The organism is Mariniluteicoccus endophyticus (genome assembly GCF_054780035.1).
The window spans coordinates 77,096-100,514 of record NZ_BAAGXC010000022.1 but is presented as its reverse complement, the minus strand read 5'-3'; the positions used below and the strand labels follow the sequence as shown (position 1 = coordinate 100,514).

At 68.2% G+C, this 23,419-nt stretch carries 25 protein-coding genes and 1 pseudogene; 13 read left to right on the top strand and 13 right to left on the bottom strand.

The window, feature by feature from the left end:
• Positions 1 to 9: 9 nt before the first annotated feature.
• Both ACYVGD_RS11765 and ACYVGD_RS11760 read right to left on the bottom strand, forming a co-directional pair.
• The gene (locus ACYVGD_RS11765; RefSeq protein WP_460743837.1) at positions 10 to 948 is read right to left on the bottom strand and encodes an MFS transporter; all 939 of its coding nucleotides are present in this window, start codon (positions 946 to 948) and stop codon (positions 10 to 12) included.
• A 33-nt stretch (positions 949 to 981) separates the two neighbouring features.
• A complete protein-coding gene (locus ACYVGD_RS11760; RefSeq protein WP_460743836.1) occupies positions 982 to 3,273 on the bottom strand; it encodes a cytochrome P450 in 2,292 nt (763 codons plus the stop codon).
• Positions 3,274 to 3,455: 182 nt separating this feature from the next.
• On the opposite strand from ACYVGD_RS11760, the gene ACYVGD_RS11755 reads away from it, so the two are divergent.
• Positions 3,456 to 4,112 carry an IclR family transcriptional regulator gene (locus ACYVGD_RS11755; protein WP_460743835.1) on the top strand — a complete coding sequence of 219 codons (657 nt, stop codon included), beginning with the start codon at positions 3,456 to 3,458 and terminating at the stop codon, positions 4,110 to 4,112.
• On the opposite strand, the gene ACYVGD_RS11750 is transcribed toward ACYVGD_RS11755, so the two are convergent.
• Positions 4,113 to 4,730 (bottom strand): GNAT family N-acetyltransferase, encoded by a 618-nt coding sequence (locus ACYVGD_RS11750; RefSeq protein WP_460743841.1) that lies wholly within the window; start codon positions 4,728 to 4,730, stop codon positions 4,113 to 4,115. It abuts the gene before it with no gap.
• A gap of 43 nt (positions 4,731 to 4,773) precedes the next feature.
• On the opposite strand from ACYVGD_RS11750, the gene ACYVGD_RS11745 reads away from it, so the two are divergent.
• From ACYVGD_RS11745 to ACYVGD_RS11725, 5 genes and pseudogenes are all read left to right on the top strand, one after another.
• Positions 4,774 to 5,523 carry an SURF1 family protein gene (locus ACYVGD_RS11745; protein ID WP_460743834.1) on the top strand — a complete coding sequence of 250 codons (750 nt, stop codon included), beginning with the start codon at positions 4,774 to 4,776 and terminating at the stop codon, positions 5,521 to 5,523.
• 76 nt (positions 5,524 to 5,599) lie between these two features.
• Positions 5,600 to 5,977, top strand: a pseudogene (locus tag ACYVGD_RS11740) (DUF3817 domain-containing protein); the annotation flags it as partial.
• 286 nt (positions 5,978 to 6,263) lie between these two features.
• Entirely contained in the window at positions 6,264 to 7,199 is a 936-nt protein-coding gene (locus ACYVGD_RS11735) for a ParA family protein (RefSeq protein WP_460743832.1), read from the top strand.
• Positions 7,196 to 8,131 carry a ParB/RepB/Spo0J family partition protein gene (locus ACYVGD_RS11730; RefSeq protein ID WP_460743831.1) on the top strand — a complete coding sequence of 312 codons (936 nt, stop codon included), beginning with the start codon at positions 7,196 to 7,198 and terminating at the stop codon, positions 8,129 to 8,131. The genes ACYVGD_RS11735 and ACYVGD_RS11730 overlap by 4 nt, the downstream gene beginning before the upstream one ends.
• A 322-nt stretch (positions 8,132 to 8,453) precedes the next feature.
• Positions 8,454 to 9,377, top strand: coding sequence for a carbon-nitrogen hydrolase family protein (locus tag ACYVGD_RS11725; RefSeq protein ID WP_460743830.1), 924 nt, complete (start codon positions 8,454 to 8,456; stop codon positions 9,375 to 9,377).
• A 537-nt stretch (positions 9,378 to 9,914) separates the two neighbouring features.
• Here the strand turns inward: ACYVGD_RS11725 and rsmG are convergent.
• From rsmG to rpmH, 6 genes are all read right to left on the bottom strand, one after another.
• Positions 9,915 to 10,535 carry a 16S rRNA (guanine(527)-N(7))-methyltransferase RsmG gene (gene rsmG, locus ACYVGD_RS11720; protein WP_460743829.1) on the bottom strand — a complete coding sequence of 207 codons (621 nt, stop codon included), beginning with the start codon at positions 10,533 to 10,535 and terminating at the stop codon, positions 9,915 to 9,917.
• Between the two features lie 5 nt (positions 10,536 to 10,540).
• Positions 10,541 to 10,993, bottom strand: a complete 453-nt coding sequence (locus tag ACYVGD_RS11715; RefSeq protein WP_460743839.1) for a Jag family protein — start codon at positions 10,991 to 10,993, stop codon at positions 10,541 to 10,543.
• 235 nt (positions 10,994 to 11,228) lie between these two features.
• Positions 11,229 to 12,251, bottom strand: coding sequence for a membrane protein insertase YidC (gene yidC, locus ACYVGD_RS11710; protein ID WP_460743827.1), 1,023 nt, complete (start codon positions 12,249 to 12,251; stop codon positions 11,229 to 11,231).
• Entirely contained in the window at positions 12,251 to 12,601 is a 351-nt protein-coding gene (gene yidD, locus ACYVGD_RS11705; RefSeq protein WP_460743825.1) for a membrane protein insertion efficiency factor YidD, read from the bottom strand. Before yidD ends, yidC begins: the two co-directional genes overlap by 1 nt.
• Complete coding sequence (gene rnpA, locus ACYVGD_RS11700; protein WP_460743824.1) at positions 12,598 to 12,954, bottom strand: ribonuclease P protein component; 357 nt, start codon at positions 12,952 to 12,954, stop codon at positions 12,598 to 12,600. The genes yidD and rnpA overlap by 4 nt, the downstream gene beginning before the upstream one ends.
• Positions 12,955 to 12,968: 14 nt before the next feature.
• Positions 12,969 to 13,106: a 50S ribosomal protein L34 gene (gene rpmH, locus ACYVGD_RS11695; RefSeq protein WP_094362520.1), complete on the bottom strand. Its 138-nt coding sequence runs from the start codon at positions 13,104 to 13,106 to the stop codon at positions 12,969 to 12,971.
• 286 nt (positions 13,107 to 13,392) lie between these two features.
• On the opposite strand from rpmH, the gene dnaA reads away from it, so the two are divergent.
• Positions 13,393 to 14,892, top strand: a complete 1,500-nt coding sequence (gene dnaA / locus ACYVGD_RS11690; RefSeq protein ID WP_460743823.1) for a chromosomal replication initiator protein DnaA — start codon at positions 13,393 to 13,395, stop codon at positions 14,890 to 14,892.
• A 207-nt stretch (positions 14,893 to 15,099) separates the two neighbouring features.
• On the opposite strand, the gene ACYVGD_RS11685 is transcribed toward dnaA, so the two are convergent.
• Positions 15,100 to 15,690, bottom strand: coding sequence for a TetR/AcrR family transcriptional regulator (locus ACYVGD_RS11685; RefSeq protein WP_460743822.1), 591 nt, complete (start codon positions 15,688 to 15,690; stop codon positions 15,100 to 15,102).
• 504 nt (positions 15,691 to 16,194) lie between these two features.
• Between ACYVGD_RS11685 and dnaN the strand changes: the two genes are divergently transcribed.
• A complete protein-coding gene (gene dnaN / locus ACYVGD_RS11680; RefSeq protein WP_460743821.1) occupies positions 16,195 to 17,355 on the top strand; it encodes a DNA polymerase III subunit beta in 1,161 nt (386 codons plus the stop codon).
• A gap of 168 nt (positions 17,356 to 17,523) precedes the next feature.
• On the opposite strand, the gene ACYVGD_RS11675 is transcribed toward dnaN, so the two are convergent.
• Positions 17,524 to 18,339: an ATP-grasp domain-containing protein gene (locus tag ACYVGD_RS11675; protein WP_460743820.1), complete on the bottom strand. Its 816-nt coding sequence runs from the start codon at positions 18,337 to 18,339 to the stop codon at positions 17,524 to 17,526.
• A 22-nt stretch (positions 18,340 to 18,361) separates the two neighbouring features.
• On the opposite strand from ACYVGD_RS11675, the gene ACYVGD_RS11670 reads away from it, so the two are divergent.
• The 3 genes from ACYVGD_RS11670 to ACYVGD_RS11660 are packed head-to-tail and all read left to right on the top strand — an operon-like array spanning position 18,362 to position 20,794.
• A complete protein-coding gene (locus ACYVGD_RS11670; protein ID WP_460743819.1) occupies positions 18,362 to 18,874 on the top strand; it encodes a glycine cleavage system transcriptional repressor in 513 nt (170 codons plus the stop codon).
• Positions 18,871 to 19,605 carry a class I SAM-dependent methyltransferase gene (locus tag ACYVGD_RS11665; protein ID WP_460743817.1) on the top strand — a complete coding sequence of 245 codons (735 nt, stop codon included), beginning with the start codon at positions 18,871 to 18,873 and terminating at the stop codon, positions 19,603 to 19,605. Before ACYVGD_RS11670 ends, ACYVGD_RS11665 begins: the two co-directional genes overlap by 4 nt.
• Positions 19,606 to 19,615: 10 nt before the next feature.
• Positions 19,616 to 20,794 (top strand): PQQ-binding-like beta-propeller repeat protein, encoded by a 1,179-nt coding sequence (locus tag ACYVGD_RS11660; RefSeq protein WP_460743815.1) that lies wholly within the window; start codon positions 19,616 to 19,618, stop codon positions 20,792 to 20,794.
• 138 nt (positions 20,795 to 20,932) lie between these two features.
• Here the strand turns inward: ACYVGD_RS11660 and ACYVGD_RS11655 are convergent, their stop codons facing one another.
• On the bottom strand, positions 20,933 to 21,793 hold the full coding sequence (locus ACYVGD_RS11655) for a ribokinase (protein WP_460743814.1): 861 nt from the start codon (positions 21,791 to 21,793) through the stop codon (positions 20,933 to 20,935).
• Positions 21,794 to 21,813: 20 nt separating this feature from the next.
• Positions 21,814 to 22,200: a phage holin family protein gene (locus ACYVGD_RS11650; RefSeq protein ID WP_460743813.1), complete on the bottom strand. Its 387-nt coding sequence runs from the start codon at positions 22,198 to 22,200 to the stop codon at positions 21,814 to 21,816.
• A 178-nt stretch (positions 22,201 to 22,378) separates the two neighbouring features.
• On the opposite strand from ACYVGD_RS11650, the gene ACYVGD_RS11645 reads away from it, so the two are divergent.
• A complete protein-coding gene (locus ACYVGD_RS11645; protein ID WP_460743811.1) occupies positions 22,379 to 22,903 on the top strand; it encodes a hypothetical protein in 525 nt (174 codons plus the stop codon).
• 132 nt (positions 22,904 to 23,035) lie between these two features.
• Positions 23,036 to 23,386, top strand: a complete 351-nt coding sequence (locus ACYVGD_RS11640) for a nuclear transport factor 2 family protein (RefSeq protein WP_460743810.1) — start codon at positions 23,036 to 23,038, stop codon at positions 23,384 to 23,386.
• Positions 23,387 to 23,419: the final 33 nt, after the last annotated feature.

Sequence of the window (23,419 nt, the reverse complement as noted above, 5' to 3'; positions counted from 1 at the left end):
ATGCACCCATCAAATCGAAACCGACGACTCACACACCGTCCGGACCGAATGACGGGGGCGGCCCACGACCTTCAGCACGTCGGGCATCGCGTACTTGTGCACCTTCGTCGCGAACGACAGCACGAACACCGTGTAGAAGTAGAACGCGATGTTCTCGCCCAGGCGTACGCCCAGACCGTGGAGCACTGCGCGGGGTTTCGCGAGCGCCTCGACGATCGACGACCTCGGCGTCTCCGTCTGGGTCTGGGCGGCGTGCTCCTGGGCGGCCTGGAAGACCGGCGACTCCTCGATGCCGTGACGCACCCAGAACCCGAACGCCAGCAGCGGGATGGCGAGCCAGAACGCCACACGCCATCCCGTGTCGATGAACGCCTGGCCCGGGAAGATCATCTGGAGCGCGGTGACGACCACCGTGGCGAGGACGGTGCCCATCGGGGCGCCGGCCTGCGGCCAGGAGGCCCAGAAGCCCCGCTTGTCCTTGTCGCCGTACTCGGAGACCAGCAGGACGGCCGCCCCGAACTCCCCGCCGAGGGCGAAGCCCTGGACCAGACGCAGCAGGACGAGTAGCACCGTGGCCCACACGCCGGCCGAGTGGAGCGTCGGCAGAAAGCCGATCGCGGCCGTGGCCGCACCCAGCATCAGGAAGGTAGTCACCAGCATCGGCTGGCGGCCGAACTTGTCACCGAGGTGACCGAACACCACGCCTCCGAGCGGACGGGCGACGAAGCCCAGACCCATCGTCGCGAGGGCCTGGAGCGTGCCGACGATGGGGTCGGCCGACTTGAAGAACAGCGGTCCGAAGATCGTCGCGGCGAGAACGCCGAACAGGGCGAAGTCGTACCACTCGAGCACCGCGCCGACCATGGAACCGGCCATGACGCGGGTGAAGCCCTTGGGACGGGCGTTGAGGGTGTCGCCGGTGACTCCCTCGGTGGCGGACGAACTCATGGGTTTCCTTTCAGGATCTGATCAAGGTCTCGGTCAGAGACGGAGGGTCAGCGAACCCCCGCAGGCGCGGGAGCAGCAGGTCATCATCGAGGTGTTGGCCTCACGTTCGGCCCGGGACAGCACGACGTCGCGGTGGTCGACCTGGCCGTCAAGCACCGGCACCTCGCAGGTGCCGCACAGCCCCTCCTCGCAGTCGGAGGGGACATCGATGTTCGCGCCGCGCAGCGTCTCGAGGACGGTCTGGTTGTTCGGCACCGTGAGGGTGAGGCCCGAGTCGGCGAGGACGACGTCGAACGCGTGCTCCTTGGTCGGGTCGAGCTCGCCGAGGGTGGAGGTGAAGTGCTCCACGCGCAGGCGCTCCTCGGGCACGATCGCGTCGAGCGCCTCCAGCAGCCGCTCGGGGCCACAGGCGTACACCATGGTCGTCGGATCGGCCGTGAGCTCAGCCAGGTCGGCGCGGTGGCCCTCGTCCTTGGCGTACAAGGTGTGACGGCCGGCGTGGTCGGCCTCCAGCCGGTCGAGGAAGGCCATGGTCGTACGCGAGCGGCCCGCGTAGTGAAGGTGGTAGTCGAGGCCGAGCTCCCGCGCGCGGTCGGCCATGGCGAGGACCGGGGTGATGCCGATGCCGCCGGCGACGAGCACCAGCGGCGCGGTCGACCCCTCGTCCATGCGGAAGTGGTTCGACGGGCCACGCATGCGCAGGCGGACGCCGACGTGGGCGTTCTCGTGGACCCAGCGCGAGCCGCCGCGGCCCGCGTCCTCACGCAGGACGGCGATGTCGTAGGTGTCGGCGTCGGTGGGACCGCACAGCGAGTACTGCCGCGAGATCTGCTTGCCGTCGGCGTCGGTTCCGCACTCGATGTCGACGTGCGAGCCCGGCGTCCAGCGGGGCAGCGGCTTGCCCGTGACGTCGCGCAGGGTGAGGCGTACGACGCCCTCGGCGACCTGGTCGGCGGCCTCGACGACCACGTTGCGTGCGATGGTGTGCCGGCTCGGCTCGCCGATGCGGATGGTGGCGTGGCGGTCGAGGACCGTGGGGTCGGTGCGCTCGGGGTTCTGCTCGGGGTCCCACTCGACCCAGAGGTGTTCGGGACCGCGGAAGCTCGTGTTCGGCACGAACGTGAACTCCTGCTCGGCCAGGCGCAGGTGGGGCAGGCGCGAGGTGAGCTCTTCGAGGAAGACCTGCATCTCCATGCGGGCCAGGTTCTTGCCGAGGCACTGGTGGGAGCCGTAGCCGAAGGTCAGGTGGTCGGACGCCGTGGCGCGGCGTACGTCGATCTCATCGGGGTTGTCGAAGTGGCGCTCGTCGTGGTTGGCCGAGGCCTGCACGATCAGCAGCTTGTCTCCCTTCTTGAACCGTACGCCGGACAGCTCGGTGTCCTCCATCACCAGCCGGCGCCAGGCGGCCACCGAGCCGGAGAAGCGTAGGCACTCCTCGACGGCGTTGGCGATCAAGGTCGGGTCGGCGCAGATCTCGTCCCAGACCTCACGGTTCTCCAGCAGCAGGCGCACGGCGTTCGCCGACGCGTGGGCCGTCGTCTCGTGCGCGGCGACGATGCCGGCCATCATCATCGAGTGAAGGTAGGAGTCGGTGACGACCTCCTCGCCGGGCTTCGCGCCGTTGGCCCGCTCCTCGTTCTGTACGCGGATGCTGTACTGCATCCAACCCGGCCCCTCGGGGCACTGCCGCATCTTGTCGAGGACGCCCCCGGCGTACTGCCAGAAGTTGCCGACCGCGTGAGCGACGGCGACCTGCTCCTCGGGCTTCGGGCGGCCCCACGTGTTGACGGTGTGGGCGACCGAGTATTCCTTGAGCGGTCCGTGGTCCTCCTCGGGGATGCCGAGGAAGTGCATGGCGACCTCGAGCGGGACGGCGTACAGCATGTCGTCCACGAGGTCGGCACGGCCCTTGTCGATGATCGCGTCCACCGCGCGGCGGGCCAGCCGGCGCACCATCTCCTCGCGCCCGGCGAGCTGTTCGGGCGTGAACGGCTCCATCAGTGCACGACGGCGTGGCATGTGCTCGGGCTCGTCCTCGTTCACCAGGCTGCGGCGCATGCCGTAGTCGTAGGACTGCAGCACCTCGTTGGCCTCGTCGCTGTTCGGGGTGATCTTCTCGAGCGCGATCGCGGGCGAGTAGGTCTCGTTGTCGCGGAAGACCGCCTTGACGTCGTCGTAGCGCGTCACGACCCAATAGCCCAGCTTCGGCGAGAAGAAGATGGGCTCCTCCTCGCGGCTCCAGCGCAGGGCCTCCGCGGGGTCGACCTGATAGGCCCCCTCGAACGGATCGAATTCGGCGGCTCGGTGTGAGACGGGGCACGTCATGGACACTCCTCATTTCTGCGCATGTGACGAATAGTGCACACTGGTGTTCTCCCAGCGCACGCACCGTAAGGTGTTGCACATCACATCGGCAACGCCTCATTCGTCGCCATGAGCAATCGCAGCCGATTCGTGACATCATTGACCGATAGCGCACATGGACATCTGTCCAGCAAGGGGGAGACGTGGCCACGCTGCAGACGCTCGACCGCGGCCTGACGGCACTGGACGCCGTCTCCCGCGCCCCCCACGGGCTCACGGTCGCCGAGGTGGCCGAGGTCCTCGACGTCCACCGGGCCATCGCGTACCGCATCGTGGCGACGCTCGCCGACCACCGCCTCGTCCATCGGTCTCCGGACGGACGCGTACGCCTCGGCGCGGGGGTCACGACGCTCGCGGCCCGCTTCGCGCCCACGCTCCGAGCGACGGCCGCCCCGCTGCTCGGTCGGCTGGCCTCCCGGACCAGCGCCACCGCCTACCTGGCCGTGGCCGAGGGCGACGAGTGCGTCGTGGTCGCCGTCGAGGAGCCCGACGGGACCGTGCTTCGGGTCGGCTACCAGGTGGGGTCACGACACGACCTCGTCCGGGGCGCGTCGGGAATCGCCCTGCTCGCTCTCCGCCCGCACACGGCAGGTGAGCCGGCTGCGGTCGCCGACGCGCGGCGGGATGGACATGCGGTCAGCCGCGGCCAGATCCAGGTCGGGGCCATCGGAGTCGCCTCGGGAGTCGTCCTCGGGGACGTGGAGTCGGCGGTGGGTGTGGTCGCCCTGGAGGATCTCGACGTCCCGGCCGCCACCCTGGAGGTACGCGCCACCGCCGCCGAGCTGCGAACCCTGGGCTGATCAGCCCTCGCGATTCGCGGGCTCGGCCGGGAGCGGTCGCGCCCACGCCGTGAGCCGGTCGACGACCGCCGCGTTCAGGTGGGGCCTCCAGCGCACCGCCCGGTCCACGTCCAGCCGGAGACGAGGACGGACGGGATCGGGACGGCAGATCTCGAAGCCCACCGCCGTCAGGAACTCGGCCGACGGCAGCGCGCACGTCGCCACAGCTCGAGTCGCCTCCACCTCGAGTGCGCGGAAAGGTGCCGGACCCCTCGCGATCATGGCCGCGGCCGCTTGAACGAGCTGACGGCCGATGCCAAGCCTCGCGTACTCGTCGATGACCCGCAGCGACATGACGACGGCGGCGTCAGGCCGCTGGGCGACACCGCTCTGGGGCCCGGAGCGAGGCACATGCAGCGGGGTGCTCACGAGCAGGTAGCCGACGATTTGCCCGTCGTCCCAACATGAGACACCGGCCTGCCCCCACTCTCCCTCCGAGGCCCGCACCCACCCCGCCGGTTCGGCGTCACGAAGAGCCGGGATGGCGAGAGGACCTAGGGGACAGGAGCGGCAGGTCGCGGGGAGGGCCTCCAGATGTTTCACGTGAAACGGACGCAGGCGACGGTGCCGAGCACGCATGAGCCCCTCGCCATTCATGGGACAAGCGTAGACTGGTGGCACCATGAGCGACACACCCCAGGACCCTCGTCATCGCCGCCGTCAGCAGGCGATCATCTGGTCGGTCGGGCTCGTGGTCACCGCAGTGATGCTCACGCTCGGACTCTGGCAGATGTCGGTGTTCCGGTCCCAGGGCAAGGACCACCTCGTCGACCGCATGTCTCTCCCGGCGATCCCCCTGACCGACGCCGTGAACACCGAGGAGATCCCCAAGGACGCGTACGGGCGGCCACTCGAGGCGACCGGCACTTATCTCCCGGGACAGGACATCCTCGTCCCCGACACCAAGGACGCGAACCGCTGCCGCGTGCTCTCCCCCCTCCGCCTCCAGGACGGGACGCTCGTGCCCGTGGTCCGAGGCGTGAGCCGCACGTGCACCGCGCCCGAGGTGCCGATCGAGCAGCGAACGGAGGTGGGGGTCTTCCTGCCCAGCGAGGGGGAGTCGGGCACCGACCTCGGCGACGGAAAGCTTGCGACCGTACGCCTCCCTCTCGTCGCACAGCAGTGGGACGGTGCCCTGATGCCCGGATACCTCAACCTGGTCGCGGCCGGCTCCCAGTCCCACGGCCTCGAGCACGCGGAGGTCGTCCTCCCCAGCAATGCCGGCAACGCACGAAGCAGCGGTTACGCGCTGCAGTGGTGGATCTTCGCCGCCGCGACGATGGCGGCGACTGTGAAGCTGTCTCGCGACGCAGCGCACCAGAAGGGCTTCATGGCTCCCAAGGAGCCTGTGGAAGACACTGTGGAAGAATGAGACGCCCCCTGTGGATCCCCCGCACACGCGCGTGCATGAATAGAGGAGAGTTGTGGACAACACCGTGAAAGGCATCGACGCCGAGGCCGTGCGCAAGGCGTTGCCGATCTACCGCGCCCTCGCTTGGATCGTGGGTATCGCGCTGGTCGTCCTGATGTGCGTCGGCATGCCCCTCAAGTACCTCGCCTCCGACCCCAACCTCAACGCGCTCGGCGCAAAGATCAACATGTCCCTGGGCATCGCCCACGGCTGGCTCTACATGGCCCTTCTCGCAAGCGCGATCAATCTCGGTATGAAGGCCAAGTGGGACGTCGGACGGCTCATCGGCATCGCGCTGGCCGGCACCATTCCTTTTCTCTCCTTCGTTGCGGAACACTTCGCCACCAAGGACGTACGAAGGAAGCTCGCTCGACTCGACGACGCGGCCGTTTCACGTGAAACTTCCGTGCGTTGACCCCGCCTCCAAACGGGCCCACCCGGACCCGGCCAAAACCGCGGAGGCGTCCATGATCAACGCGTTGCTCGTTTCCCTGTAGTGTGGCCACCTGCTGAAGCGACGTAGGAAGGCATCGATGAGCGACAAAGCACAGCCGTCTCTTGGCTGGCCCGGCCGCGCCTACGCGACCCCAGGAGTGGGGTGGCCCAACGTTTCACGTGAAACGCCCATGTTTCTGGCTGACAGCGTCAGCCAGCCACGTCCCGAGACGGCCCCCGACTCCGAACGAGGCGTTCCGGTGGATGTGGAAGAAGAACTGACCGATCCCCGCAGCCTTCCCGACGAACCTGAACCCGCCCCGGAACCCGAGCCCGACGAGACCCCTGTCGACCTCGATCCACGCGCCGAACCGGATCCCGAGGAGCCACTCGAGGCCCAGCTGCCCAGGCCCCTCTCGACCCGCACCTTGGTCGTGGCGAACCAGAAGGGGGGCGTTGGAAAGACGACGACCGCCGTCAACCTCGCCGCTGCACTGGCACTGGGCGGGCTGGACGTCCTCGTCATCGACCTCGATCCTCAGGGCAACGCGTCCACCGCGCTGGGCATCGAGCACCCGCCAGGAACACCGGGGACCTACGAGGTCCTCATCGACGGCGACGCGATCACCGAACATGTGCAGGAGTCCCCCGAGGCGGCCCGCCTACGCGTACTGCCTGCCACCATCGACCTCGCCGCCTCTGAGATCGAGCTCGTCTCCACGGTCGCGCGCGAGAGCCGGCTGGCGAAGGCGATCCGCAGATATCTGAAGGACAACCCGACCGACTACATCATCCTGGACTGTCCGCCGTCGCTAGGGCTCCTCACGCTCAACGGACTGGTCGCGGCCCAGGAGATCCTGATCCCGATCCAGTGCGAGTACTACGCGCTCGAGGGTGTCTCGATGCTGATGAACACGATCAAACTCGTCAAGGGTGAACTGAACGACGACCTCCACCTCTCCACCGTGCTTCTCACGATGTTCGACGCGCGCACACGCCTGTCTGCCCAAGTCGCCGACGAGGTACGCAAGCACTTCCCGGAGCAGACCCTGCACAACGTCATCCCTCGATCTGTCCGGATCGCCGAGGCCCCCTCGTACGGCCAGACCGTCCTCACCTACAACCCCGAGTCCATCGGAGCGGACTGCTACATCAAGGCCGCCCGGGAGATCGCCGAGCGCGGCGCGAAGGAGAACTCATGACGACCCCAGCCAAGAAGTCCGGACTCGGCCGAGGCCTCGGCCAGCTCATCCAGAACACCGACACCGCTCCCCGCCATCGCCCCGTCGACGAGGTCATCGACTCCCAGAAGTCCTCCCGCAGGATCCCTGAGGGGTCCTACTACGCGGAGATCCCCATCGGCGCGGTCACTCCCAACCCCAAGCAGCCGCGTACCGAGTTCGACGAGGACCTCCTCGATGAGCTCGTGGAGTCGATCAAGGAGGTCGGCCTCCTCCAGCCCATCGTCGTCCGACCGCTGGGTAAGGACAAGTTCGAGCTGGTCATGGGTGAACGTCGGTGGAGGGCCTCGCAGGTCGCCGGCAAGAAGACGATCCCGGCGATCGTGCGCCGCACCGAGGAGCACGACCTGCTCCGCGATGCGCTCCTCGAGAACATCCATCGCGCCCAGCTCAACCCGCTCGAGGAGGCCAACGCCTATCAGCAGCTCCTCGACGACTTCGGGTGCACCCAGGAGGAGTTGTCGGTGCGCATCAAGCGCTCCCGTCCCCAGATCTCCAACACCATCCGTCTACTCAAGCTGCCGCCGTCGGTCCAGCGCCGCGTCGCGGCCGGCGTTTTGAGCGCGGGACATGCCCGCGCACTGCTCGGGCTCGACAACCAGCTGGCCCAGGAACGCCTCGCCCAGCGGATCGTCGCCGAGGGCCTCTCGGTGCGTGCGACCGAGGAGATCGTCATGCTGGGCGACACCGGCTCCGAGCCCCGAGCCGCCCGCGCCCCCAAGGAGCGCCCGCCCCGTGCGGTGGAGCTGACCGACCGGCTATCCGACCACTTCGAGACCCGCGCTCGCGTCGACATGGGCAAGAACAAGGGCAGGATCGTGATCGAGTTCGCCTCCGAGGAGGACCTCGATCGCATCCTCGACATCATGAAGGTCCAGGACGACGCCAACTGACCCATCCCGGCCGCTCGAGCGCTGACCCCAGTCACGCTTTGACCCCTCGTCCAGCACGTGACCCTTGGTCACATCCCTGTCTTTACGGGTTTGGGACTCGACTCTCCCATCTCGAGTCTGATGTAGCCTGGGCCGAGGAATGTGGCGCCGTTCAAGATCCAATTCAGCTACAGGGAGCCGTGCGGGATGCGAGATCCTTCCGCCCACCCGTTCTGCCTGTTCCTCGGCGGCTCGCTTCAAGTGAGCCCTGCATCAATCATCTCCACGTTCCGTACTACGCTGAGACCATCGAATTGTCGCCTCCAACGCTAGGAAATCAGGCATGAAATCAACGCGAATTGGCGCTTTACAGATCGGTTCACGTCCCGAAGGCACCGGGTTTACGCTGGAACATATCCTGACGTTTGAATCGCAGATCAAGAGCGAGAATCTCGATCTGGTGGTGATGCCGGAGGCAGTTCTTGGAGGCTATCCCAAGGGCGAAGGTTTCGGTACGTTACTGGGATACCGCATGCAAGATGGCAGGGAGGCGTTCGCTCGCTACTTCGAGCAAGCAATCTCGATCCCGGGTCCAGAAGTGGATACGCTCGCCGAGCTCAGCGCTCGCACCGGCGCCGTGTTGGTGGTGGGTGTCATCGAGCGGGATGGTTCCACCCTCTATTGCACCCAGATATATCTTGATCCAGATGCTGGGTACATCGGCAAACATCGTAAGCTCATGCCCACCGCTACCGAACGCCTGATCTGGGGACAGGGCGATGGCAGCACCTTGTTCGTCGCCGATTCTGAGATCGGCAAGGTTGGTGGTGCCATATGTTGGGAGCACTACATGCCGCTGTTGCGCACTGCCATGTACGCGCAAGGGGTCGAGATCTGGGCTGCCAGCACTGTGGATGCCCGTGATGTGTGGCAAGCCAGCATGCGCCACATTGCCACTGAGGGTCGATGCTTCGTGGTGAGCGCCTGCCAGTATCAGCCACCGGCAGCCGAGCAGGGCAGGGAGAACCCCTCTGGATGGCCGGAGGGCGATCCGCTCATCGACGGCGGTAGCATTATCTGCAACCCGTATGGCGATGTGCTGGCGGGTCCACTCAGGGGTGAAGAAGGATTGATAACCGCCGAGATCGATCTCGCGATGATCCCCGAATCCAGGTACGATCTGGACGCGGTAGGCCACTACGCACGACCAGATATATTCCAGTTGAAGGTGGACTCGGAGAAAAAGGCCGCAGTGTCATTCGAATGAGTTCGGGCTCGACAACATCTGAACACCCCGTCACCCGAGATCGTCGTCGACGTCGTCGTGGCGACCCTCGTCGCGTCCTACCTCGCCGACTCGTCGAGCGCCAGACGCGAGTCCTTCGTCCCCGATCTGGTTCGCCTGCTGTCCTGAGGGCGCCTCACACGCCGTAGACGAGGACTGGAAACGTCCGATCGCGTCGGTGACGTGGTCACCACGCGGGCTTGCACACGATCAGGAAGTCTGAGCCTGTCTCGTCGCCACGCTAGATCCCGTGAGACATTGCGACAGACTGGGGCTTCGCCCCGCACCCCAACCAGCCATCTCCGAGGTCGGTGGGGCTCCGGCGCGCCAGACACCACATGTCCCAGCCCTCGGGCGAGTGCCCGGGCGACCACCACAGGACGCCGGCGTCGTCGGGGATCCCTGCCCACAGGGGGAAGAACAGTGCGTCGCCGCGCTCGCTGTACATGCCGTCGTAAGTGAGGTTCGCGTACTTCGTCGGCAGCTGGGAGTAGTAGTCGGAACTCGACCCGGACCGACTCAGCGGCGCGTGACGCGTACTGCGGTCGTGGGTTCCACCGCAGGGTGGGCGCGCACACTCAGAATCTCGGCTCGCAGGCGGAACCTGTCCAAGAACTTGTCCACAGTCTTGACCTCATCCGCCACAGAGGCGCCTTTGAGCGCCACGAGCGACCCGCCCGCCCCCATCAGGTCCAGACACCACGGCAGGAGCCTGGCCAGCGGGGCGACGGCGCGCGACGTCACGACGTCGAAGTCGCCGTCGAAGTCTTCGGCGCGCCCTCTTTCCACACCGACGTGTTCGGTTATCCCCAACTTGTCCACAACATCGGTGAGGAAGTTCGAGCGGCGCAGCAGCGGCTCGAGCAGGGTCATCCTCAGATCGGGCCGAGCGATCGCCAGGGGTACGCCGGGGAGCCCGGCACCGGAGCCGACGTCACAGACCAGGGCGCCCTGGGGCATCAGATGGGCGAGCGCCACCGAGTTGAGGATGTGCCGCTCCCACAACCGGTCGACCTCGCGAGGGCCGATGAGGCCCCACTCGATGCCCTGGCCGGCCAGCAGGTCGTGATATGACTCGGCGAGCTCGAAGCGGTCGCCGAAGACCTGCCGGGCGGCGGCCAAGACCTCCGGGGGAGTCACGGAGGTCAGCTCGGGAGGACGACGACGCGGCGCTGCGGCTCCTCGCCATCCGACTCGGACACGAGACCCGCGGCGGCGACCGCGTCGTGGACGATCTTGCGTTCGAATGGGTTCATCGGCGTCAGGCGCACGGGCTCGCCGGACGCCTTGACCTCCTCGATGGCGTCGGTGGCGAGGTCGGTGAGCTCGCGGCGTCGCTTGTCGCGGTGGCCGGCCACGTCGAGCATGAGGCGCGAACGGCGGCCCGTCTCCGTCATCACGGACAGCCGGGCGAGCTCCTGGAGGGCCTCGAGGACCTCGCCGTCCTTGCCGACCAGGACCGTGCTGTCGGTCACGATCGAGACGTGGGCGCGGCCGCCCTCGGTAAAGGTGTCGATGTCGCCGTCGAGGTCGGCGATGTCGAGCAGCTCCTCCAGGTAGTCGGCGGCGATGTCGCCCTCCTCGTCGAGGGCGGCCAGCTTGGACGACTTCTTGCCCGCGGGCGCGTCCTTGTCCTCGTCGCCATCGACGTTGCCGGTCTCCTCGACGTCGGCGTTCGCATCCTCGTCGGTCTCGACGCCGTCGGCGATCGACTGGCTCGTGGGCTGCTCGTCCTCCGCGCGGACGTTCTCGTCGGTGTTCTCGGTCACGGCTGCTGCTCCTTCATCGAAACCGTCCGGGAGGACGGGTGGCCATGGGTCGGCCGAGGTGGGGTCACTTCTTGCGCTTGGAACGCGTCTCGCGACGCGGCTGCTGCCTCTGCACGCGCGGCTTCTGAGCGGCGAGGTCATCGTTGGTCGGCTCAGAGGTGTCCTCACCGCGCAACTTCGCCACCGTCGCACCGCCGCGCTTCGGCTTCTCGCCGGGACGCATGGTCTTCGGGTCGTGACCCTTCTTGCGCATGCGCTCCTCCCATGCCTCGTACGCCGGGGTGCCCGGGGTCGGGGAGTTACGGATGACGAAGAACTGCTGGCCCATCGACCACAGGTTGGTGGCGGTCCAGTAGATCAGGACGCCGATCGGGAACGAGATGCCACCCACGCCGAAGATCACCGGGAAGAGGTAGAGCATCATCTTCTGCTGCTGGGCCATCGGGCCCGTCATCGCCTCCGGCGGCATGTTCTTGCTCATCAGCTGGAGCTGGGAGTAGAACTGCGTCGCCACCATGGCGAGGATCAGCACGAGCGCGACGACCTGGACCGAGCCGAAGCCGTTGCTCATCGGCATGAACGAGTCGGCGAGGCGCGCTCCGCCCAGGGTCTTGGCCTGACTCAGCGACTGGACCAGCTCTGGGCGCTGCTCGAGGAACATGCCGACGGCTTTGCCGCGGGCCGCGCCGTTGAGCACGTTGAACAGCGCGAAGAAGATCGGCATCTGCAGCAGGAGCGGGAAGCAGGACGCCATCGGGTTGACACCCTCGTCCTTGTACAGCTTCATCGTCTCCTGACCGAGCTTCTCCCGGTCGTGGGCGTACTTCTTCTGCAGCTCGCGCACCTTCGGCTGCAAGATCTGCATGTTGCGCGACGAACGGATCTGGCGCACGAACAGCGGGATCAACGCGGTGCGGATGAACACCGTCAGCAGAATCAGCGAGAGCACCCAGGTGACACCCGAGTCGGCGCCGAACAGCGGCGAGAAGATCGCATGCGCCAGCACGAGCAGGCCGGAGACCGCCCAGTGCAGCGGATACAGGATCGTGTCCCAGAAACCGGCCATCGGGGTCAGGAGGAGGTCCATCAATTCACACCTTCGTCGTGCTCGTGTCGGTTGTGCTCAGGATCGTTCGGGTCGTGCTTCCAGGGCGAGTCGCCGCCGCGCGCGGCACGCGACCGGGCCTGCTCGGCCTGCTCATGCTCCCACTCCCGCGCCGCCGCAGTGCCGGGCACCGGGTCGTAGCCGCCGGCCGACCACGGGTTGCAGCGGGCGATGCGGCGTATGGTCAGGACCGAACCGCGCCACGCGCCGTGGACCTGCACCGATTCCAGGCCGTAGGCCGAGCAGCTCGGGTAGTAGCGGCACACGTTGCCGTAGAGCGGGCTGATCAGCAGGCGCCACGCCTTGATGAAGCCGATGATGAGCCACTTCATGCGTACGCCTTGTCGCTCGCCCGCGCCCAGGCCAAGGCCAGGTCGGTGTCGAGCTGATCCGAGGTCGCGGCCGCAGGCAGGGCGCGGATCACGACGTGGAGCGGATGGTCCGTGGCGAGCGCGAGGGGACGCGCCAGATGACGCAGGCGACGCTTCACGCGCGAACGAACCACCGCGTTGCCGACCCCCTTCGAGACGACGAGACCGACCCGCACCGGGGTGGTGGGATCGACCTCGGATACGTCAACGCGCAGGGCGTGCACCACGAGTGTGGGCCGACCTGCGCGCACGCCCTGACGGACGGTGCGCTGGAAGTCCAGCGACGAGCGCATCCTCAGCCTCGACGGCAGCACGGCCGCGGAGTCGTTCAGCCAGCGAGCTTGGCGCGGCCCTTGCGGCGACGCGAGGCCAGGATCGAGCGACCGGCGCGGGTGCGCATGCGGAGGCGGAAGCCGTGGGTGCGGCTGCGACGCCGGTTGGACGGCTGGAAAGTACGCTTGCTCATCGGGAAGACCTCAAGTCGTGTCGTGTGGGCACAAGAAAGGCGCCGGACATCCCGGCGACCATGAAACGGTACGCGGGTGACGCCCTCCGGTCAAACCGAAGAAGTCATCGTACGCGTGTCCAGCCGACACGCCGGGAGACTCGCCTGACGTCTTGCACGGATCCTGTGAACGGACTAGCGTCGGGTGCTATGCCGCTCCACAGCCTGTGGATAACTATGTGGGGAAAGCACTATCTTGTACGCTGGGGCGCGCCGGAGCCCATCTCGAACCAATGTGGAGAGCGTCTTGACCGAGTCGAACGAACAGGGTGATCCGGGACTGCGCAGAGCGCATCCGTATGACCAGTTCGCCGACCAGGTCGACCCCCAGACCGAGCTGGAGCAGGCCTGGCGCAAGGTCGTCGAAGGCGCGCCCACCAAGGACCTCATCTGGCTGCGGCGCACCATGCCGCTCACCGTCCACGGCTCGACCGTCATGGTCGCCGTCCCCGACGAGTTCACGCGCAACCGCCTGGAGTCGACTATGCGCGAGAGCATCGAGCAGGACCTCTCCGACATCTTCCGCCGCGAGTCGCGCCTGGCCATCACCATCGACGAGTCGCTCCACGACATGGTGATCGAGCCCACCGCGGCGCCGGAGGAGGCTCCCACCTCGCGCCCCACCCCCGACACCGCCATCGACCGGGGCCAGGACAGCTTCGGCGAGGGCGTGAGCCGGCATGCCAGCCAGGCGCCCCGCCCGTCCGAGATCGACTCCCGGCTCAACCCGAAGTACTCGTTCGAGAACTTCGTCATCGGCTCGTCCAACCGCTTCGCCCACGCTGCGGCGGTGGCGGTGGCGGAGGCGCCGGGCAAGGCGTACAACCCGCTGATGATCTACGGCGAATCCGGGCTGGGCAAGACCCACCTGCTCCACGCGCTGGGCCACTACGTGCGCAACTACTACGACCGCGTACGCGTGCGCTACGTGTCCACCGAGGAGCTCACCAACGACTTCATCAACGCGATCTCGGAAAACCGCACGGCAGAGTTCCGCCGACGCTACCGCGACGTGGACGTGCTGCTGATCGACGACATCCAGTTCCTGGAGTCGAAGATCCAGACGCAGGAGGAGTTCTTCCACACGTTCAACACGCTCCACAACGCGCAGAAGCAGATCGTGATGACCTCCGACCGCCCGCCGAAGCTGCTCGAGGCGCTCGAGCCGCGCCTGCGCAGCCGGTTCGAGTGGGGCCTCATCACCGACGTCCAGGCCCCCGACCTCGAGACTCGCATCGCGATCCTCAAGAAGAAGGCCACCCAGGAGCGGCTCACGGTCAGCCTGGACGTGCTCGAGTTCATCGCCTCGCGCATCCAGACCAACATCCGCGAGCTCGAGGGCGCCCTCATCCGCGTGACGGCGTTCGCGAGCCTCAACCGGCAGGAGGTCAACATGGACCTCACCGCCCAGGTGCTACGCGACCTCATCCCCGAGGGCGGCGAGACCGAGATCACCGCGCCGCTGATCATGCAGGCCACCGCCGACTACTTCGGCATCTCCGTCGACGACCTGTGCGGCTCGTCGCGTACGCACGTGCTCGCCACCGCCCGCCAGATCGCCATGTATCTCTGCCGGGAGCTCACCGACCTCTCCCTGCCGAAGATCGGCCAGCAGTTCGGTGGCCGCGACCACACCACCGTCATGCACGCCCAGCGCAAGATCCGCCAGCTCATGACCGAGCGTCGCCAGGTCTACAACCAGGTCACGGAGCTCACCAACCGCATCAAGCAGCAGCAGAAGTACTAGCTCCGTCTGCCCCCACCCAGCGCCCCCACGACAGGCCGAAAACTTCACGACAGGTCATCCAACGCCTGTTGTGGAGTTTTCGGCCTGTGATGTCGATTTCCCGGTACGCCGGGCAGCGGCGCGAGCGGCGGCGTGCGTACGCAGACCACCGCAGTGCTCCCGATGCACGGATGGTGCAGAAGTTGCGCTTCGGGAGGCCTCAGCCCCTCAGAGTTCTTCCTTGAGGTACGTGTTGAAGTACTTCTTCAGGATCGCCGGCATGTCGACCGTGTCGGGGGCGTACAGCCACTGGATCTGGATGCCGTCCATGAGAGCGGTGAAGCTCGCGCCCAGGCCCTCGGGGTCGACATCGTCCTTGAGGTGGCCGCCCTCGGCGAGGTCGTCGAAGATCTGCTGGTTGATGCCGACGATGCGCTCGTAGCGGGCCGTGAAGTAGTCGTGCGCCGGGTGCTCGGGATCGGTCGACTCGGCCGACAGCGTCGCGAAGAGCTCGATCATGCCGGGGATCGTCGAGTTGTGCTCGGCGAGCTCGAGGACCTTGCGGACGTGCTCGACGGGGCCGGGCTGCTCGAGCAGGTTGAAGACGTCGTCGTTGGTCTCGTCGCGGCGCTCGAGAACGGCGCTCAGGAGCTCCTGCTTCGAGTGGAAGTGGTAGAGCAGGCCCGGGTGGGTGATGCCCACCCGCTGGGCGATGTCGCGCAGCGAGGTGCCGCGATAACCGACCTCGCCGAAGAGCTCGACCGCCGCCGCCAAGATCTGCTCACGGCGCCGACCGCCCTTGGTCGCTGTCTGGTTCATGGTTCCCCGCTTCGTCGGTGTGGTTTTGACCAACGGTACTTGAGCGTGACCTGAAAGTTCACCGAACGGTCAGGAACGAGATGAGAGTGTCCACACATTGGGGAAAACTTGTGGATAACGGTGCCCGTCGGTGCACATCCAGGCACTCGGATGTGGGTCAGACCAGAGGTCAGACAGTTCCTTCCTCAAGTACTACCCGTGTAGTTCTGGGTTCTCCACATCAGAGGAAGAACACCGATGTGCTTCTGACCAGCCCGAACGAGGGTTGTCCACACGATCCACAACCCCTATGACCACCATGAGAGGACGAATTCTTCCAAGAGGCTCAAAGCCAGTTCGCTGTGAGCTGTGGATCGACGCCCAGACGCCCCCTCGAATGACAACGGTGTTGCCGGGCGGTTGGCTGGCGAACGACGAGGTGGATATGATCGACGCCCCGGACCGGCGCGTCGTCTTGACTGCCGATCCACGAGTGTGAGTGCAAGCCCCGACGAAGGAGCCCTCGTGAAGATTCGCCTCGAGCGTGACGTCCTGGCGGAAGCCGTGGCGTGGGCGGCCCGGAGCCTGCCCACCCGCCCCAGCGTCCCGATCCTGGCCGGCCTCCTGGTCCGTGCGACGAACGACGGCGTCGTGCTGTCGAGCTTCGACTATGAGACGTCGGCCCAGGTCAACGTCGCCGCCCAGGTCGTCGACGAGGGCGAGGCACTCGTCTCCGGTCGCCTGCTCGCCGAGATCTGCCGCTCGCTGCCCAACAAGCCGGTCGAGATCACCAGCGACGAGTCCAAGATGGATCTCGTCTGTGGGTCCGCACGCTTCACGCTTCACCTGCTTCCCGTCGCCGAATACCCAGCGCTGCCCACGATGCCCGAGTCGGCCGGCACCGTCGCCTCCGACGAGTTCGCCCGCGCGGTCTCCCAAGTCGTGGTCGCCGCCGGCCGCGACGAGCTCCTGCCGGTCTTCACCGGCGTACGCGTCGAGATCGAGGGCGACACGCTGTCGCTGCTCGCCACCGACCGCTACCGCATGGCGCTCAAAGAGATCACCTGGAACCCCGACCGCCCGCAGGCCTCCGGCGCGGCGCTCGTCCCCGCCAAGGTGCTGTCCGACACCGCGAAGTCGATGACCTCCGGTGAGCGCGTCACGATGTCGCTGGCCACAGCGGGTGCCGGTGACGGACTCATCGGTTTCGAGGGCAGCGGCTCCGGCGGCGTCCGCGAGACCACGACCCGCCTCATCGACGGAGAGTTTCCCAAGGTCCGTCACCTGATGTCGATCGAGCCGAAGTTGACGGTCCGCGTCGCCACGGCCGACCTGATCTCCGCCGCCAAGCGCGTCGCGCTGGTGGCCGAGGCCCATACGTCGCTGCGCATGACGATCCAGGAGGACTCGATCCTGCTGGACGCCCGCACCGGTGACCAGGCCCACGCCTCCGAGCAGCTGCCGGCACAGGTCATCAACCACACCGACGGCGAGCCGGCCCTGACCGCGGCGGGCTTCAACCCGACGTACTTGCTCGACGGGCTCGGCGCGATCGACGCCCCGTACGCGAACTTCGCGTTCACCGCCGCCGGCAAGCCCTGCCTGATCACGGGCCTGCCCGAGATGGACGGCGAGCCGATCAATGACTACAAGCACGTGATCATGCTCATGCGCCTCGGCGTCTGAGCGAGGTGCGAAGCTCGCCACAAAGAAGGCCGTGCCGCCCACCCAGCAGGAGTGGACCGAGATGCGCGGATATGCCAGCCCCGGTCGGCAGGCCGACCGGCCCCAGGGGTGGACGTGGGACGCGGCAGCCGGTAGCGGCACTTCGAACACGGCCGGGTCTGACGGGATTCAGGCGCGGTTGCCGATGGCCTCGACGAGGCGGACGGCGTACTCGTCCTCCCGCAGCCAGAGGCTGGGCTCGATGAGCTCGGCCTCGAGCAGCACGGGCCCGTCGGGTGTGGGCAGCATGTCGATGCGGGCGTACAGCGGGGTGCCGAAGCGTTCAGAGACGTAGGCGAGGACGCGGCGTCCCAGCTCGTCCTCGGTGGAGGTCGGCGTACGCGGCGTGACGCGCTCGCCGTCGGCCTCGCTGAGGACCGCCGCCTTGGTGGACGCGTGGGAGTAGTGGCCGTCGAAGTAGACCAGGGACGCCTCGCCCTCGGTGTCGACGGCGGTCAGGTAGGGCTGGACCATCGCGTACCGGTCCGAGGCACCGATCTCGGCGAGCAGGTCGGCGGCGGCCGGGTCGCCGGCGGTGAAGCGGGCGGTGTCCTTGGCCGACGCGCTGATCGCGGGCTTGACGACGATCTCGGCGGCGTCGACCGACGGCAGCTCTCCGCCGGGGGGGACGAAGCGGGTCGGGACGGTCGGGATGCCGGCCGCGGCCAGGTCCTGCAGGTAGCGCTTGTCGCTGTTCCAGGCGACGGTATCGGCGTCGTTCATCAGTTTCGGGACGATACGCGTCCATGCAAGGAACTCGTCGATGCGCTCGGTGTAGTCCCATGTGGAGCGGATCACGGTGGCCGCGTACGAACACCAGTCGGCGTTGGAGTCCCAGGCCACGACGTGGGGTTCGAGGCCCCTCGACTCGCACGCGGCCAGCAGGCGGGGGCCGTCCTCGTCGAGGTTCGGACGTTGGGCGGAGGTGACCAGTGCGACGCGCATGGCTGCACTCTAGGCTGAGCCCATGACGAATCTTGTGCTGACGGTGGTGGGCGACGACCGCCCCGGACTGGTGAACGCGCTGGCCGCGAAGGTCGCGGAGCACGAGGGCAACTGGCTGAACAGCGACATGGCACGCCTCGGCGGCAAGTTCGCGGGCATCGTCCTGGTCGACGTGCCGGAGGCGAAGGTCGACGGACTCGCAGCCCAGCTTGAGCGGCTCGGCGTCCTCGAGGTGAAGGTGACCCACACCGAGGACCAGAAGCCCGCGGGTGCCCAGTGGACCCTGGCGCTGGTCGGCAACGACCGCCCGGGCATCGTGCGTGAGATCTCCGCGGCCCTTGTCGCTGCCGGCGTGAGCTTCCTCGACCTTGAGACCACCACTCGTGACGCCCCGATGTCGGGTGGCCGCCTGTTCGAGGCCAAGGCCCTGCTCACCGCGCCCGACGGCGCCGACCGGGCCGAGGTCGCGTCCCGGCTCGAGGACATCGCCCAGGAGCTGATGGTCGACATCGACCTGTCAGGGGCCGACGAGTGAGGAGCGACCCCCGGTCTCCGGGCGACCTCTCCGACCGCTCTCCGGGTGACCTCTCCCACCGCTCTACGAGCGAGCGTCAACGAGACGAGGAGCCAGCCGCACCCCACGACCACCACCATGCCGTTGACCGCATCGACACCGCCGCCGACTGGGACGAGCGTTACCGCTCCGAGGGTGAGCGCATGTGGTCCGGCGAGCCGAACGGTCTCCTGGTCGCCGAGCTCGGCCCCGAGACCAGCAGGCGGATCCTCGACGTCGGCTGCGGCGAGGGCGCGGACGCGGTCTGGCTGGCCTCCCGCGGCTGGGACGTGACGGCCATCGACGTGTCCGGGGTCGCCATCGAGCGCGCGCGGGCGGCCGCCGAGGCGGCCGGCGTACGCGTCGCCTTCCACGCCGCCGACTTCACCGCGGCCGACCTGGGGACGTACGCCGTGGTCTCGTCGTTCTACCCGGCGCTGCCGAAGGCGGACGGGCGTGCGCTGGAGGCCCTGCTGGGTGCGGTGGAGCCCGGCGGCACGCTGCTGTTCTGCCACCACGCAGACGTCGACCCCGAGCATGCCCGCGAGCGCGGCTACGACCCGGCCGACTACGTGGGGCTCGACGACGTCGCGGCGGCGGTCGCCGACCGTGGCTGGGACGTCGTGCTCGACGAGACCCGTAAGCGGGACGTCACCGGTGGTGCCGGTGCGCATCACCGGCTCGACCGGGTGATCCGCGCCGTGAAGCCCTGACCGCCGCCCGGTGAGGGACAACGGGCGACCGCGTACGGTGCTGGTCGCGTGCGCGATCGCGCTGGCGCTCGTCGCCGGCCTGGTCGCGTGGGGGCGCGCGGCCGCCGACCGGGGGCTCGTCTGGGCCGTGCCGTACGCGGGCCACGCCAGCACCATCGTCGGCGCCGGCGCCAGGCAGGCCCTGCTCGCGACCGGTCCCGCGCTGACGCAGGTCTCGCTGGCCGGCGGGTCGCGGCGCGAGGTGGGGGAGGCCGGCCAGCTGGTCGAGGCCCACGCGGTGCCCGGCGGGCTGCTCGTCGCCGACGTCACCGCGCCTGGGAGCGCGGTGCGGTTGCGGCTGCTGGACGACGACGGTCGCTGGGCGTGGACGCGTACGTTCCCCGCAGGCAGCCGGACCGCCGGCGTCGACCCCGACGCGGGCCGCGTGTTCGTCGCGCTCGACGGCCCGCGGACGGTGGCGCTCGACACCCGAACCGGGGCCGAGCTGTGGTCGCGGCCCGTGGCGATGCGGGCGGGCTATCGCTGGACCGATGCGCCGACCGTGCTCGAGCCGGCGCGCGACCTGCTGACCGGTGAGGGTCCGGTGTCGCTGGTCTCCGGTGCCGACGGGACCGAGCTGGCGACCGACCTGCCCGCCACGAGCATCTCGACGGGACGCCACGTGGTCGACGTGACGGCGTGCCGGTTCGTGGTGCGCCGTGAGGGCGGGCCGCCGATGGAGGGCGAGATCCGCACCGCACGACACGACTGCCGCATCGCCAGCGGCAGCGACGACGCCGTCTGGGTGACCGCGGGGGACGAGGAGATCTTCGTCGTCGACCTGACGCGTGGTGTCGGCCGGCCCGTCGGCGTCCCCGACCAGGGCTGGCTCGGCACCCTGCGACCGGGCATGTGGTGGGCCGCACCCGCGGGCAACCGCACCGCCGTGTGGGCGGTCGGCGAACGCGTCTGGACGCGGGGCACAGCCCTGCGCCGGTGGGCGGCACACCCGCTCGGCGCGGTCGTCGTCACCGAGGCCAACCCGTTCGTCGCCCTCGCGAGCGGGCAGCCCTTCGACGCGCAGCGCTACGACGTCGTCGACGCCCGCCATCCCACGTCGGTCGTGCGCGACGGCGACTGGATCGACTCGCTCGTCACTCCGGCCGGTGCGCTGGTGCTCCTGGGCGAGGAGCTGCTGCTGATCGGCTGATGCCCGTGGGCCATTCGAGTTCGATGCTAGGAACGGCGGATGTGACTGGAACAGCCACAGGAGGGAAGTGTCGTCGGCCTTGCCGCATCTGGGGACTTGGATGAACCATCTGCTGGCGGCCACCACGCTGACATCCTGCTAGACGGGCTGAGCGCCGTCCTGACCCACCACGCGTGCCGCCGCCTCCGTGCCCCGGCGTGCGGCCTCGGCCAACGACTGTCCTTCCGCGAGGGCGGCGGCGAGCGCGCCAACGAACGAGTCCCCGGCGCCGGTGGTGTCGACCACCTGCACGCTCTGAGCGGGGACTTCCTGCATGGTCGTGCCGTCGGCCACCAGCGAGCCGCGGTCACCGAGGGTGATCACGATCGAGCGCGGGCCGCGGTCGAGCAGCGCGGCGGCCAGCGCGGCGGGTGAGCCGGTGGTGCCGGCCAGGTCGGCCGCCTCGGTCTCGTTGACCACCAGCGGGTCGCACGCGGCGAGCACGTCGTCGGGCAGCGGTGCCGACGGTGCGGCGTTCAGCACCAGGCGTACGCCGGCCTCGCGTACGCGGCGCGCGAGCGCGACCGTCGTCTCGGGCGGGACCTCGAGCTGGGACACGACGACCCGCGCGGCCGGGACCTCCGCAGCGTTCGCGACGACCTCGGGCGTGAGGTGGGCGTTCGCGCCCGGGCACACGACGATCGAGTTCTCGCCGTCGGGCGTGACCATGATGAGCGCGGTCCCGGTCGGGGCGTCGACCCGGTGTACGCCCGTGGTGTCCACGCCCGCGCCCGTCAGCGAGGCCAGCAGCGTCTCGGCGGCCTCGTCGGATCCCATGCAGGCCAGCAACGCCGTACGCGCCCCCGCGCGGCCCGCGGCCCACGCCTGGTTCGCGCCCTTGCCACCGGGCAGCCGCGTCAGGTCACCGCCCAGCACGGTCTCGCCCGGGCCGGGACGCCGGTCGAGGTGGGTCACCAGGTCGAGGTTCGCCGAGCCGACCACGAGAACGTCGATGTCCATGGCCCGAGCCCAGGACTCCCTCACGCGCGGCGCTTGTCCTTCTCGGGCAGGAATGCCGACAGCAGACCCGAGACGAGGCTGATGACGATCGATCCGAGCAGCGCGGGCCAGAACCCGGCCACGTCGAAGCCGAAGCCGATGTTCTGGGCGAGCCACGAGGTGAGCATCAGCATCAGCGCGTTGATGACCAGCAGGAACAGCCCGAGCGACAGAATGATCAGACACCCGGTGAGGGTGGCGAAGATCGGCTTCACGACTGAGTTGACCAGGCCGAAGATCGCGGCGACGACGATCAGCGTCACGACCTTCCCGGTGGTGTCGGGGGCGGTGACCGTGATTCCCGGGACCAGCCAGACGGCCACAGCGGTGGCCGCGGCGGTGGCGAGGAGACGAAGGATCCAGTTCATGACCCCATTGTCCTCAATCGGTCCAAGAGACCTTCATCGCGACCCGGCCCTCATCCCGGACGCCCATGGCCGACACTGTGGCGGTGGGCGTACGCGGTCCCCGCGCTAGACCAATGGTCGATTTCTGGCCGTGGCGCTGTCGGTGGAAGACTGGGGCTGACCTGAGGAGGTCCCGCACATGTCTTCTTTCTGGCGCGACACTGACCGATCGGAAGTCACCGTCAAGGAGGCCATCGCGGAGTGGTCCCTGTACGCGTGGGACGTGCTGGAAGCGGTGGCCGGGCGCTACCGCCGCACCCTCACCACCGACGACCTCGGCTCCGAGGTCCAGCGTCGCTCCCAGATCCACACCTCCGAGCCGACCTCGTCCTGGATCGCCCCCGTCCTCGGCCTCGTCGAAGCCCGCGCCCGCGAGCAGGGCGTACCCCAGCTGACGTCGCTGGTGACCGACGGCGCCGGCCGTCCCATCGGCCACGCCAACGAGGAGCTGGCTACCGCCGCCCGTCTGGAGTGCTACCGCGCGTACGGCGCGAAGATCCCCGTCGTGAGCGACGAGCCGGCGAAGCCCCGCGCCCGCAAGGTCAAGAACACCGGCACGCCCACGAAATCGACGCGCGACCTGCCACCGCCGCGCAAGGCATCCGTGTGCCCCACCTGCCACCTCGAGATGCCCGCCACCGGCATCTGCGACGACTGCGACTGAGACGACGCGACCGAGACGACGCGACCGAGACGAATCGCAGGACATTTGTCGCCGGACACTCAGATTCCGGCGAGTGGTTTGCGATCTGTCTCACCACTTCACCGAGCCGGGGATTCCTGACAGACTCCGGGCATGGATCTCCACGCACTGGCCCGCCGCTACTACGAGCTCGTGGACGCCCAGGACTTCCCGGCGATGCACGACCTGTTCACCGACGACTGCGTCTACGAGCGCCCCGGATACGACCCCATCGAGGGTCGCGCCGCGATGGAGGCCTTCTACGGCGGTACGCGGGTGATCGCCGAAGGCCGGCACACCCTGCGTGACGTCGTCGTCGAGGGTGACACGGTCGCCATCCACGGCGACTTCGACGGCGTACTGCGCGACGGTACGCAGGCCCACGAGTCGTTCGCCGACTTCTTCCACTACCGCGACGGGCTCATCAAGCGCCGCCGCTCGTACTTCTTCCGCGCCGCCGTGTGAACCTGGGCCGCGTGCGGCCCGGGCCGCCACGGG